This is a genomic window from Niabella insulisoli (assembly GCF_039652435.2).
GTDB classification, from domain to species: Bacteria; Bacteroidota; Bacteroidia; order Chitinophagales; family Chitinophagaceae; genus Niabella; species Niabella insulamsoli.
The window spans coordinates 1,976,145-1,988,951 of sequence record NZ_CP190246.1; the positions used below are offsets into that span (position 1 = coordinate 1,976,145).

Consider the following 12,807-nt stretch of genomic DNA (forward strand, 5'->3'; position numbering starts at 1 on the left):
CTTTTGATCATCGAAATCATAAATTGCCGATAAAGAAACGGGCGAAGTTATAGAGATGGCAACATTCGGAATGATTACGCGGGCTGCCAATGAGGTGATGCGTCATATCCACAATAGCGGCGAAAATACAAATAGGATGCCGCTCTTCCTTCCTTTTGAGCTAAGCAAAGAATTTTTAAGTGAAGATTTAACTCCGGAGCGATATGCCGAAATACTTAATTATGAAATGCCTTCAGAGGAACTAGACTATCACCCTGTATTTACGATCAGGACCGCCAAAATGAGGCCGGATGGGGCTCCCAAAGACAGCTACTGGGAATGGGAAAAATTGCCCGCGCTGGGGGAGGCGAATCCGGATTGATAATTTTAGAGCGTTTTAACGGCAGCGTTAAAGCCCCTAAAAATAGCCTCGGCCTCTTAGTTTACTTTCCTATCGAGCTTTCTAAAAATGTACCGGCAAATCATAGCGCCTGCCAGGTAATAGCCAATGGTCAGCGCTTTTTTTTTAGGCGAAGCATTTACGGGCGCCGGGTTTAACCCTACATATTTTGGCAGTAAAAGAGTAGCGACTCCTGCTACCATGCCAGAAAGCGGTGCAGCAGCTGTTGTAGCCGTAGCTGCATAATAGAGTGTATTCGAGGCCACATCCGCTCCTAAAGTAGCTAAATTCCGGTGTTCGGGGTTATTTATTTTCCTGTTTATCCGCCGCAGGCCTTTTTCTAAAGCTTCTTCGCCCAATTCATTTACATGAGGGGCATGGGCATCGGTTTTTCTTACTATTTCGTGGATGAGGTTTAAAGCGATAGCGCCTCCCAATCCCGCTATAAATTTTTTTATCATATTGCGGATAATTCAACATTCGCGCCAAGTATGACTAAATAGGAGAAAGGTTTAGATAAGTAATTTTAAATTTTTCATGTTTGGTACGATTTAAGTTGATATTCAATAAAGCCTTTCAAATGATGTAAAGTATGCAAGCTAATACGCAACCCCCGCCACAAAAGAAATTAACCCTACGCGGCATCTGGAAAGTGTTGAAAGAAACCTTTGCAGGATTTTCTGAGCATAAAGTCACCAAGCTAAGTGGCTCCCTGGCTTATTATACTGTTTTTTCGATGGGCCCCTTGTTGGTAATGATCATTTTTTTATGCGGTTTTTTCCTGGAAAAGGAAGCGGTAGAAGGAGAAATCGGCAGGGTGCTGAGCGGGTTTGTGGGCCAGGATACGGCTGCCCAATTGCAGGAAATTATTAAAAATGCTTCGTTGAGCGGGAAAAGCAACCTGGCGGCGATTATTGGAGCCATCACACTATTAATTGGAGCCACAACAGTTTTCGGGGAAATCCAGGATTCCATTAATACGATTTGGGGTATCAAAGCCAAGCCCAAGCGGGGATGGCTGAAAATGCTGCAAAACAGGTTTCTTTCTTTTTCGGTCATTATCAGCCTCGGTTTTTTATTATTGGTATCGCTCACCCTGTCGGGCATTGTGGAAGGAATCAGCGAGCGCCTGCAGGCAAGGTTTCCCGATGTTACGGTGCTGGTATTTTATGTGGTCAACCTGTTACTGACACTGATTATCTGCATGCTTATTTTCGGTGTTATATTTAAAGTACTGCCGGATGCGCGCATTAAGTGGAAAGACATTTTTGCGGGGGCATTCATAACCGCCCTGCTATTCATGCTGGGTAAGTTCGGGATTTCTATTTATATATCAAAAACACAAGTGGGAAGTACCTATGGGGCCGCGGGCTCACTGGTTGTATTAATCGTTTGGATCTATTATTCGTCCATTATCCTGTATTTGGGCGCTGAATTTACAAAAGCTTATGCCATCAATTATGGCGACGCGATTCATCCAAGCGACTATGCTGTAACGGTCAAAGAAGTAGTGGTGGAAACGGGCAGTAAAACGGTGCAGCAGGCCGAAGCTGAAGTTGACGCAGAACGACCTGAAAAACCAGGTAAATGACCTGCCCCAGCTGCCAGGGCATGGCCCTACTTTTGTGGGATGTCCAACCTATGAATGGTTAAGCCGGCCGGGAGTTTGGATGGTGCACACCGCTATCCGGTTCAGATATAAGATAAAGTAGAACAGAGCCCACGGGTAGGGGGTATTTAGTATTATTCACGTGTAACCAACAGGGTAATACTCGTTTAAGAATTTGCGTCTAAAAGGATATCAATTCGCTGCGCTTCCGAAAAATGATGTTCAAGCGGGGCAAGTTTTGATGCTGCCCAATTTTCTTCGGTATGGATGATCTCCTTTTGGAGTTGCAGTAAGAAGGGAATGCCTATGACGTACGATACCACTTCTTCACTCTTTGTTAGGGTTGCACAGGTAGACAAGGACGGCATTAAAACAATCTCAAAAACAATAAAGGTTATTCATCATTAAGGAGCTCAAGTGATCTTCTATAACCCTTAGAAAAAGACTAACAAAAATCTGAAAGCAAAAAAAGAGGCTATCTCAATTTACGGTTGAGACAGCCCCTTTTTTTATGCAAGAATTTTTTATTATGGGAAGATGCCTAACTCGGCATAGGTTGTGGCTACTTTATTAATTGCTACCACATAAGCCGCCGTCCGCATATCCGGAATATGGTCATTGGCCTTCCATTCGGCCATTATTTCCCGCGTAGCGGTAATCATGGTTTCTTCCAATCCACTATACACAAGCTCCACTTCATCAGCGCCGTGGTTGATGAAGGTCTTGCTGCTTTCATTTACTTTCTTGCCGGTAAGATCTTCAATTTCCTGCAAAATCCTGGCGTTCATATTTTCGTTAAAACGCTTTTCCATGCGGCCATAGCGAACATGGCTAAGATTCTTCAGCCATTCAAAATAGGAGACGGTCACACCGCCGGCATTTAAATACATATCGGGTACTACTAAAACCCCTTTCTGTAAAAGAATTTCATCGGCTTCCGGCGTCAGCGGGCCGTTTGCGGCTTCGCCTACAATTTTGGCTTTGATGCGTGGCGCATTTTCCCCGTCGATCACATTTTCGAGGGCTGCCGGTATGAGCACATCGCAATCGAGTTCCAAAGCTGCTTTGTTATTTTCGAGATTCACGGCGCTGGGGAAGTTGAGTATCGAACCGGTTCTTTTTCTGAACTCGAGTAATTCATCAACATGTATGCCGTCCGGTTTGGAAATTGAACCCTCATACTCGGCCACGCCAACAATAACGGCGCCGGCATCCCTGAAAAATTTAGCGCTATGATAACCCACATTCCCCAGGCCCTGGATTACAATTCTTTTTCCCGCAACGCCCGGGGTGAGCCCGCGCTTCGACATTTCCTCCTCCATGGAAAGCACTTCTTTCAACCCATAAAATACACCCAGCCCTGTCGCCTCTTTTCTTCCGCGAACGCCGCCTTGCGAAACAGGCTTTCCGGTAACACATCCGGCGGCATCAATATCGTGCGTGTGCATGGCAGCGTAGGTATCCACGATCCAGGCCATTTCTCTTTCGCCGGTGCCGTAGTCGGGAGCCGGTACGTCAACGGCCGGCCCTATAAAATTTTTCTTAATCAGCTCTGAAGTGTAACGGCGTGTAATTTTTTCCAACTCATAGGGCGTGTATTTTTTTGGATCAATTTTGATCCCGCCCTTACCGCCGCCAAAAGGTACATTCACGATGGCGCATTTGTAAGTCATCAGCGCGGCCAAAGCCATTACTTCATCCTGGTTTACAGCCATCGAAAAGCGGATCCCGCCTTTGCAGGGTGTTTTGTGGTGAGAATGTTGTACGCGATAGGCTTCGATTACTTCGATAGAGCCATCTTCTTTTTTGACAGGGAACCGCATGCGGTAAACAGCATTGCAGGCGCTGATTTGCTCCAGCAGGCCTTTATCCCATTTGGTGAATTCGGCTGCTTTTTTAAAACTTTTTACTACGGCTGCATAAAAGCTGTACTCGTTGTTTTCTGACATAGATCGGATTTTTCAATGTTTTGGCAAGATAATATTTAATCATTAACAAAATGGTTAATACCTATTTACAGGTTACAAATATAATAGACGCACCCATTATTAAACAAGATGCCGGTTAGCAATTTCACCTGAAAAAGAGCATACAATAAGCAGCTGCCGCCTATACCTGCTGATCTTTATCTTCTATTTTTTTTATTTTTCGTTCAAGCCTTACCAGATATAGAACCAGGCCCAGCAAAATAATCAGCATGACCACAATGACCACATAAATCCTTCCGTTGCTATACATCAGATTTTCGGAAGGCTGCGCGCTGGCAAGCAGGGGTAAGCAACATAACAACACCATCAACCATTTCATATAACATCTATTTAATAAAGTACTTCTCTTTGGTATAATGTAACCTGATTTTTATTGTTGCGATCCAAACGCCCAGCAAAGCCCAGCCAATAAAAGCGGGGTATTCGATCATTCGCATTTCGGGGCTGGCATCTTTAAAATTCAAAGCCGGGTTGCCATCCTGGCCCGGGTGTAAACTGGGCAACAATCTGGGTACGATCATAATGGTCGGAAACAACATCGCAAACGCAAAAATATTATACACCGCGCTGATGCGTGCTTTTTGATCCATGTCTTGTATCGAACTTCTTAAAATAAAATAGGCAAAATAGATCAGCAGCGCTACCGCCGTTCCAATCAATTTGGGTTCGCGGGCCACGGCGCTAAAAGAATCGAAGGCGGGATTATTGGGATCTGCCCAGGTGTAGCTCGCCCAAACAGCGCCCGTGGCGTAGCCGAGCAAACCAAAAACAATACCCACCGAAGCATATTGGCTGGCGGCAATATCATTCTTTAAATTCCCTTTGCTCAGGTAGCGGATGGAATGCACCAGCGAGCAGGTAAAAAGCACAAACATGGCAGCCCACATGCCTACATGATAAAAAAGGTTCCGGATGGTTTCGCCTAAGACAGGAAGGTTTGGAATTTTAACTAATAAACCGCCGACAACGGCATAGATCAATAAAAGAACACAAAGTATTTTCCACCACCATTTGCGCATACAAGAATCACTTTAAGTTGATAAACACAAAAGTAAGTGAAAGGTTTATATTATCTGGCGGGGAGGGCTCTTAAAAAAAACGGCTCCTGAGTTGACATCCGGCCTTTGCCCGGCTTCGCCAAAGGTTACTTTTTTGAATTTTTCGTATCAACAAAAAACAACCTGGCGATGAAATACCATAAACTTTCGATAGCCTTGCTTTCCATCTATTTTCTGTGGTGGATTTTTTGGCTTGGGTCGTTTTACCGGCCAACTCCCGTGCCGGAAGGCCGCTGCGACTTCTCGCCGCTGTTTTTTTTAGGGGGCACCATTTTATTTGCAGCAGTGGCTTCGGCTGGTTTTATTATCAAATATTGGCAAACAAGGGAAAACGCTTACCTGGTTTTTTTGAGCCTTGCTGCGCTGCCCGCACTTATTTTATATTTCACGTTTTGATGCATACGCTACCGTTATTAATCCTTCCACAGAAAAGGGAAAAGGATAACGGAAAGCAGGCCTACCAGGCCATCTAAAGCGATGAGCAGCAAAACATCATTCCATTGAAAGGCGATGTTGCTGTCAAAAGCGGCTTTGGATAATTTCATCAATAACATCAGTTGGGGCACAATAAGCGGAAAGCCCAGCACGGCCATGATCGCCGCATTTTGTTTGGCCTTCGCCGCTATGGCTGCCAGAAAAGTAAAAACCATGCTCAGGCTCAATCCACCCAGCAGCGCCAAACCCAGGAAGGGCAGTGTTTTGGTAACCGGATTTCCGATAAACGCGAAAAACAGGCCCAGGCTAATGGTCGTCATCACGAGCATTAACAGGCAGTTAAACAATAGTTTAGCAATTATAAAATGCGTAGGGGAGGTGATCGAATAAAAGTATAACATCCGGGCCTTGCTTTCCTGCATGAAACTGCGGGCCACAGCATTTACGCAAATAAATAACTGGATCACCCAAAACAATCCATTCCATATTTCTTCTTCCGGTTCTTCTATCGCCAGGAATAAAACGAAGATGGTGGCGCCCATATATAAGAGAATGCCGTAAAAGCCATACTGTTGGCGCACTTCGAGCAGGAGCTCCTTCTTTAGTAAAGTGATGATGGGTTTCAACTTTTTGATTTATCGTTATAACATACCCTGCAACGCGGCTCATAAACATCGGTGGCGCCCAGCATGATCTGGTCCTCATCCGGAATTTTTCGGTAAGAGTAATTCGCAATATTGCCGCACTTGACACAAATGGCGTGAAGCTTGGTCACGTAGTCCGCCTTTGCCAACAGAAAGGGCATTTGCCCGAAGGGCTTTCCCGTAAAGTCCATATCAAGGCCGGCTACGATGACCCGAAGGCCCTGATAGGCCAGTTGATCGCAAACCTCGGGCAGGCCCGCATCAAAAAACTGCGCCTCATCGATGCCCACCACATCCACTCCATGCGCCATCAATAATAATTTCTGCGAATGGTCGATCGGCGTAGAATGAATAGCGTTGGTATCGTGCGACACAATATTCAATTCGTCGTAGCGCGTATCCAGCGCGGGTTTAAATATTTCAACTTTCAGATTGGCGAATTTTACCCGCTTCAACCGCCGGATCAACTCCTCGGTTTTTCCGCTGAACATGGAACCGCAAATTACTTCGATCCATCCACGCCGCTCTCCACTTAGATTGGGTTCAATAAACATTGTTAATATTTGTATCTTTCGCTTTTCAAACGCAATAATTGCTGTTATATTGACGTATTTACTACAAATTTAAAAACGCTCAAAAATAACATCTCTCAATCATCATTTACTAAATTTTTTTGCGTTAAACTATTAGTGAATGGATTTGCATCTCTTTAAAGGTTAGCGTAAAATAGTATATAATCAGGTATTGTTTTTGCTGATGAGTACTGCGATAATTAAAAATAGATAATGGAAAGAATCGGACGACTGATAGAGCAATTGAATCAACAATTTAAAAACAAAGTGCCGCCGGCTCAGCTGCTGAGTACGGTGCAATTACTTCAAAATGAGCTGACCGGTACGATCAGGGAAGTGGACGTGTTAGGAACCAGCGGCATCTCCGTTATCGTTCCCAATGCGAAGCCTTTGCAGCCCGCTGCCATGGCGGGCACCTCGGAAAAAGAAGGAAATGCCGAAAAAGAATATTTTGAATTGATTGTTGAGCCCAATCCCGAAGAGGAAGGCAATGCCGAACCTGCCAGCAATGTGCCGAGTTATGAAGAATTGATGAAATATCAAAAAGAGGCCAAGAAGGGGAAGCAGCCCCAGGCTACGCTTAGTTTTAAAGAGCCGGCCGAAGAGGAAGCCAGCGAACTCCCTACTTTGGCGCGCCAGGGCAAATCGGGTTCGCGCGCGGCCCGGCAAGCGCCGAAGGCCAGCAAAAATGCGGTAAAAGACCTGAATAAAGCTATTAACGCCCAGGATAAAATCGTTTTTGTGAAAGAATTGTTTCGCGGAGATGAGGTGATGTTTGAGCGAAGTATCAAAACAATTAATAATTTTAATTCGCTGGCGCAGGCCGAATATTGGATCAGGCGCGAACTGCGAACGAAGAATGGTTGGCTGGCCGGTAATCCGGTGGTACAGCAATTTGAGCAGCTCGTTAAGCGAAGGTTTGCCTGATCCAGTTTAAGATCTGATCCGTAGCGCCCAGGTTATCGCTGACAAATTTTTTAGCGTTGGCTCCATACGCTGATACCCATTCGGGGTCAGATAGGAAATTTTCCATCACTTTTACGAATTGCGCTTCAGTTGCATAGCTGATGCCTGCTTTTTGTTCAATAAGCCCCCTGGCTTCAGCAAATTTTTGATAATGAGGCCCAAAAACGACCGGCTTTCCATAAACGGCCGCTTCAAGCGTATTGTGGATGCCGGATTTATTAAAGCCGCCACCAACATAAGCAACCGTCGCATATTGATACAGCCTCGATAACATGCCTATATTATCAATGATTAAAACTTTTGACTCTTGCGCCATAGTAGCCGATGCACCGTTCTTTTCTTTTTCAGAATATAGGGCAGCGCCCGGGAAACCGCCTTTCAACATATGAATGTGTTCCGCGTCGACCTCATGCGGAGCAATAATCAGTACGATTTCCTGATGGCCTGCGAACAGGCGTTGAAGCATGGTTTCATCCTCGGGCCAGGTGCTGCCGGCGACAATGACAAACGCATTTTTGTTGTCAGCCAAGAATTTTTCAATGACGGGTAGCGGTGTAAAATCCGCGGCAATGGCAGCCACGCGATCAAACCGGGTGTCGCCGGCACAGGTTAGTTTTGCTGGCGGAACAATGGTTTGTATTCGATGAAAACTATCATCTGTTTGAACAAATATATGACTGAAGCACCGAACCATCCTGCGATGCAGGCTTCCATACCACTTAAAAAAAATCGCATCTTTTCTAAAAATAGCGGATATTAAAAGCGTTGGGATATGGCGGCGCTTCAATTCGTTGAGATAGTTATACCAATATTCATACTTCACAAAAATTACCAGTTGCGGCTTTAAAATCTCAATAAATTGTTTCGCATTTGCCGGGGTGTCGAGCGGCAAATAGTACACCCAGTCGGCGCCGTTATAATTTTTTCTTACTTCATATCCCGAAGGGGAAAAAAAACTAAGAAAGATTTTGTGCGTAGGAAAATCTGCTTTTAATTTTTCTAAAACAGGCCGGCCCTGCTCAAATTCGCCCAGGGAAGCGCAATGCATCCAGATGATAGGGCCGCCGGGTGGCAGTTCTTCCCGCATGCGGTCAAAAATGTTTTTCCGCCCGTCGATCCAGCGTTTAGCTTTGGGGTTAAAGAATGACGCCAGGCGGATGCCCAGTTGATAAATTCTCAAAAAAATATGATAAAAGAATACGTCCAAATCCTGTTCACTTTCAGGCAAAAGTAAAGGCAAACGGCGTTATTGCTTTTTATTTTATTACTTTTGGCGACCTAAAAAACAGAAATTCCCTATGCGTCCTATCCAGATGGTTGATACTCGCAGCCAGTATCTTAAAATTAAAAAAGAAGTTGACGAAGCGGTGCTGGAAGTGATGGGCAGCAGTGCGTTTATCAATGGGCCGGCGGTTCAGGCTTTTGCAAAAAACCTTGAAAATTACCTGCAAACCAGGCATGTCATTCCCTGCGCAAACGGTACGGACGCTTTGCAAATCGCGCTGATGGCCTTGGGGCTGCAGCCCGGCGACGAGGTGATGACGCCTTCTTTTACTTTTATTGCTACTACAGAAGTGGTGGCGCTGCTGCAGTTGAAACCGGTTTTTGTTGAAGTAGACAAACAAACCTTTTGTATTGATATAGACGATCTTGAAAAAAAGATAACGCCGCAAACCAAAGCTATTATCCCGGTACATCTTTATGGGCAGGCCGCGAATATGGAAGCTATTATGAAGCTGGCCGACAAACATGGGATTGCTGTGATTGAAGATAATGCGCAGGCGATCGGTGCAGATTTTATATTCGGCGACGGCACGAAACGAAAAACCGGCACAATCGGGCATATCGGGTGTACTTCATTTTATCCGAGTAAAAACCTCGGCGCCTTTGGCGACGGCGGCGCTATTTGTACCGACGACGACGCTTTGGCGGCAAAAATGAGAATGATCGCCAACCACGGCCAAAGCAAAAGATATTATCACGATACCGTGGGTTGCAATAGCAGGCTCGACAGCATACAAGCTGCTATTCTGAATATCAAACTGCAGCATCTGGATGCATACAACCAGGCGCGCCAGGCAGTGGCACATTTTTACAACCAGTCTTTTTTGGGCCAGGATAAATTGACTGTCCCGTTCACAGCGCCCTTCGCGACCCATGTCTACCACCAGTATACACTAATACTAAATGATGTTGACCGCGATGCCCTGATCGCTTACCTGGGAGAAAAGGGCGTGCCGGCGATGATTTATTACCCCGTGGCCGGCCATCAGCAAAAAATGTTTGAGCAATTTAAAATCGGGCAGCAAAATTTACCGGTTACCGATTGGCTGACCTCGCGCGTTGTTTCACTGCCCATTCACACTGAAATGGACGAAGCACAACTGCAATGGATTACCCAGTCTGTTCTTGAATTTATAAACCAATAAGACCCCGGATGTACGAGGAACTGATCGCCAAAAAAGCCAAACTTGCAGTTATCGGCCTGGGTTATGTCGGGTTGCCTGTGGCGCTTGCTTTTGCTAAAAAGCTGTCTGTGATTGGTTTTGATATCAACGAGGCGCGTGTCCGGATGATGCAACAGGGCATTGACCCCAGTAATGAATTGGATGCGGCCGCATTTGAAGATTGCGATATTTCGTTTACGCATTCATTAGATGATCTTAAAACGGCTCAGTTTTATATCGTTGCTGTTCCGACGCCGGTGGATGATAAAAACAATCCCGATCTTTCCCTTTTGCTGAGAGCATCCGAAACGCTGGGTGCGGTTGTTCAAAAGGGCAACTATATCATTTTTGAATCGACTGTTTATCCCGGATGCACAGAGGAGGATTGCCTTCCGTTGATAGAAAAAATTTCAGGGCTTCAAAATAAAATCGACTTTAAAACGGGCTACTCCCCCGAACGGATTAATCCCGGGGATAAAGTCCATACTATTCAAAATATTACTAAAATCGTTTCCGGTTGTGATAAAGAAGCCTTGGAGACCATTGCGAAAGTTTATGAGCTGATCGTGGAGGCAGGCGTGTTTCGCGCATCTTCTATCAAAGTAGCGGAAGCCGCGAAAATTGTAGAAAATGCGCAGCGCGATCTGAACATCGCTTTTATGAATGAGTTAAGCATTGTGTTTGACCAGTTTCATATCAATACGTTTGAAGTGTTGGAAGCGGCGGCCACCAAATGGAATTTTTTAAATTTCCAACCGGGCCTGGTGGGCGGCCACTGCACGGGCGTCGATCCCTATTATCTCGCTTACCGGTCGGGTAGGGCGGGTTACAAAACACAACTTATTTTAGCGGCGCGGCATATTAATGACTATATGCCAAAATACGTGGCGGAGCAAATCGTCAAGCATATTATTAAATCGGGCAGCAATGTGGCACAGTCGGGCGTCCTCATCATGGGCGCTACTTTTAAAGAGAATGTCAGCGATGTGAGAAACAGCAAGGTAGCCGACATCGTAAAAGCCCTGCGGGAATTTTCTGTAGCGGTGGATGTCGAAGATCCTTACGCAGTTTCTGAAGACCTGGAGCAGGAATATGATATCCGGCTGACGCAAAAGATTTCCGATAATTATGATGCCGTCATCATAGCTGTTCCGCACCAGGATTATTTATCGCTCGATGACGCTTATTTTTGCAGTATTACTAAACCGAATGCCCTTATCGCTGATTTAAAGGGTATTTTTCGCAATAAAATTTTTAACAGACCATACTATAGTTTATAAAATGCCATTTACTAAAACGCCCATCCAGGATTTATTGGTTTTTGAACCAAAAGTGTTTGAAGATAGCCGGGGATATTTTTTTGAAGCCTACAACAAATCAGTTTTCGAAGCGGAAGGGTTAGCCTACAATTTTGTACAGGATAATCAATCTTTCTCTAAGTATGGCACCATTCGCGGTTTACATTATCAGCAGCATCCCCATGCGCAATGTAAATTGGTGAGAGTGCTGGAAGGTAAAATCCTGGATGTCGCAGTGGATATCAGGAAGGCCTCGCCTACATTTGGCCAGGTTTTTTCGATTGAGCTGTCAAGCCAGAACAAAAAGCAATTGCTTGTGCCTGCAGGTTTTGCGCATGGTTTTTCAGTGCTCAGCGAAACGGCGGTGGTGATGTACAAATGCGATGCGCTCTATAACAAAGAAAGCGAAGGCGGCATTATTTATAATGATCCTACGCTGGCGATTGACTGGCAACTGCCGGAGGACGCTGCCATTGTTTCTGAAAAAGATTTGATTTTACCCGTACTGGGCGACCTGAAAGCCAATTTTTAATAAGCTATGCAGCCAAGAAAAAAAATATTGGTGACCGGCTCTAACGGACAATTAGGATCCGAAATTGGTGTGTTGGCCAACCGGTATCCCCAATTTGAATTTTTAGCTACCAGCCGCGAACAACTGCCGATTACAAACGAAGGCGCGGTCAACGATTTTTTTGAGAAACATCGACCTGATTTTTGTATCAATTGCGCAGCTTATACGGCCGTTGATAAGGCGGAAGACACCGCGGAGTTTGACAATGTCTCGGCGGTAAACAAAGATGCTGTCAGCCACCTGGCGAAAGCCTGTGCCCGCCACAATGCCCGTCTGGTTCATATTTCAACCGATTATGTTTTCGATGGAACCGCGACAGAGCCTTACAAAGAAACCGATGCTACAAACCCCGTCAGCGTTTACGGAACTACAAAAAGGGAGGGAGAGATCGCCGCGATGGCGCAAACGGATGCCATTATTATACGCACCGCCTGGGTGTACGCGCCATTTGGGAATAACTTTGTGAAAACGATAATGCGGTTGATGAAAGAAAGGCCGCAAATCAGTGTGGTGAGTGATCAATATGGGACGCCGACTTACGCGGCTGATTTGGCGCAGGCCATTTTGGCCATTATCGCTTCGGGGAACTGGAAACCGGGCATTTACCATTATTCCAACAAAGGGAAAATCAACTGGTATGAATTTGCATTGGCTATTAAAGAAATCATAAAATCTGATTGCGAGGTGAAGGCGATCCCCACCTTGCAATATCCTACACCCGCCAAAAGGCCGGCCTGGAGCGTGTTAGACAAGACCAAGATCCAGGAAGCCTTTGGCCTGGAGATTCCCGAATGGAAAGACAGCCTGAAAGCTTGTATCCATAGAATGTAAAGGCGCGAA

Annotated in this window: 15 protein-coding genes; 8 read left to right on the top strand and 7 right to left on the bottom strand. The window is 45.4% G+C overall.

Annotation, left to right across the window (positions count from 1 at the left end):
- Window positions 1–55: 55 nt before the first annotated feature.
- Entirely contained in the window at window positions 56–361 is a 306-nt protein-coding gene (locus ABDK00_RS08415) for an SOS response-associated peptidase family protein (protein ID WP_346238492.1), read from the top strand.
- A gap of 56 nt (window positions 362–417) precedes the next feature.
- Here the strand turns inward: ABDK00_RS08415 and ABDK00_RS08420 are convergent, their stop codons facing one another.
- A complete protein-coding gene (locus ABDK00_RS08420) occupies window positions 418–840 on the bottom strand; it encodes a hypothetical protein (protein ID WP_346238491.1) in 423 nt (140 codons plus the stop codon).
- A gap of 131 nt (window positions 841–971) precedes the next feature.
- Here ABDK00_RS08420 and ABDK00_RS08425 point away from each other — a divergent pair, with 131 nt between their 5' ends.
- The gene (locus ABDK00_RS08425; protein WP_346238490.1) at window positions 972–1,970 is read left to right on the top strand and encodes a YihY/virulence factor BrkB family protein; all 999 of its coding nucleotides are present in this window, start codon (window positions 972–974) and stop codon (window positions 1,968–1,970) included.
- Between the two features lie 545 nt (window positions 1,971–2,515).
- Here ABDK00_RS08425 and ABDK00_RS08430 read toward each other — a convergent pair.
- The 3 genes from ABDK00_RS08430 to ABDK00_RS08440 all read right to left on the bottom strand — a co-directional run bounded on the left by ABDK00_RS08430 (window position 2,516) and on the right by ABDK00_RS08440 (window position 4,995).
- The gene (locus ABDK00_RS08430; protein ID WP_346238489.1) at window positions 2,516–3,937 is read right to left on the bottom strand and encodes a Glu/Leu/Phe/Val dehydrogenase; all 1,422 of its coding nucleotides are present in this window, start codon (window positions 3,935–3,937) and stop codon (window positions 2,516–2,518) included.
- A 160-nt stretch (window positions 3,938–4,097) separates the two neighbouring features.
- Complete coding sequence (locus tag ABDK00_RS08435; RefSeq protein WP_346238488.1) at window positions 4,098–4,295, bottom strand: CcmD family protein; 198 nt, start codon at window positions 4,293–4,295, stop codon at window positions 4,098–4,100.
- Window positions 4,296–4,302: 7 nt separating this feature from the next.
- The gene (locus tag ABDK00_RS08440) at window positions 4,303–4,995 is read right to left on the bottom strand and encodes an ABC transporter permease (RefSeq protein ID WP_346238487.1); all 693 of its coding nucleotides are present in this window, start codon (window positions 4,993–4,995) and stop codon (window positions 4,303–4,305) included.
- 168 nt (window positions 4,996–5,163) lie between these two features.
- On the opposite strand from ABDK00_RS08440, the gene ABDK00_RS08445 reads away from it, so the two are divergent.
- The gene (locus ABDK00_RS08445) at window positions 5,164–5,430 is read left to right on the top strand and encodes a hypothetical protein (RefSeq protein WP_346238486.1); all 267 of its coding nucleotides are present in this window, start codon (window positions 5,164–5,166) and stop codon (window positions 5,428–5,430) included.
- Window positions 5,431–5,447: 17 nt separating this feature from the next.
- Here the strand turns inward: ABDK00_RS08445 and ABDK00_RS08450 are convergent, their stop codons facing one another.
- Window positions 5,448–6,095, bottom strand: coding sequence for a heme exporter protein CcmB (locus ABDK00_RS08450; RefSeq protein WP_346238485.1), 648 nt, complete (start codon window positions 6,093–6,095; stop codon window positions 5,448–5,450).
- Window positions 6,092–6,667, bottom strand: coding sequence for a thymidine kinase (locus ABDK00_RS08455; RefSeq protein ID WP_346238484.1), 576 nt, complete (start codon window positions 6,665–6,667; stop codon window positions 6,092–6,094). Before ABDK00_RS08455 ends, ABDK00_RS08450 begins: the two co-directional genes overlap by 4 nt.
- Window positions 6,668–6,898: 231 nt before the next feature.
- On the opposite strand from ABDK00_RS08455, the gene ABDK00_RS08460 reads away from it, so the two are divergent.
- Window positions 6,899–7,612 carry a hypothetical protein gene (locus ABDK00_RS08460; protein ID WP_346238483.1) on the top strand — a complete coding sequence of 238 codons (714 nt, stop codon included), beginning with the start codon at window positions 6,899–6,901 and terminating at the stop codon, window positions 7,610–7,612.
- On the opposite strand, the gene ABDK00_RS08465 is transcribed toward ABDK00_RS08460, so the two are convergent.
- Window positions 7,593–8,891 carry a 3-deoxy-D-manno-octulosonic acid transferase gene (locus ABDK00_RS08465; protein WP_428400504.1) on the bottom strand — a complete coding sequence of 433 codons (1,299 nt, stop codon included), beginning with the start codon at window positions 8,889–8,891 and terminating at the stop codon, window positions 7,593–7,595. The genes ABDK00_RS08460 and ABDK00_RS08465 overlap by 20 nt on opposite strands.
- Window positions 8,892–8,949: 58 nt before the next feature.
- Here ABDK00_RS08465 and ABDK00_RS08470 point away from each other — a divergent pair, with 58 nt between their 5' ends.
- Genes ABDK00_RS08470 through rfbD form a run of 4 tightly spaced genes read left to right on the top strand, consistent with a single transcriptional unit; the run spans window position 8,950 to window position 12,798 of the window.
- Window positions 8,950–10,080: a DegT/DnrJ/EryC1/StrS family aminotransferase gene (locus tag ABDK00_RS08470; protein ID WP_346238481.1), complete on the top strand. Its 1,131-nt coding sequence runs from the start codon at window positions 8,950–8,952 to the stop codon at window positions 10,078–10,080.
- A gap of 8 nt (window positions 10,081–10,088) precedes the next feature.
- A complete protein-coding gene (locus ABDK00_RS08475; RefSeq protein WP_346238480.1) occupies window positions 10,089–11,378 on the top strand; it encodes a nucleotide sugar dehydrogenase in 1,290 nt (429 codons plus the stop codon).
- Between the two features lies 1 nt (window position 11,379).
- Entirely contained in the window at window positions 11,380–11,928 is a 549-nt protein-coding gene (gene rfbC, locus ABDK00_RS08480) for a dTDP-4-dehydrorhamnose 3,5-epimerase (RefSeq protein ID WP_346238479.1), read from the top strand.
- 6 nt (window positions 11,929–11,934) lie between these two features.
- On the top strand, window positions 11,935–12,798 hold the full coding sequence (gene rfbD, locus ABDK00_RS08485) for a dTDP-4-dehydrorhamnose reductase (protein WP_346238478.1): 864 nt from the start codon (window positions 11,935–11,937) through the stop codon (window positions 12,796–12,798).
- Window positions 12,799–12,807 lie beyond the last annotated feature (9 nt).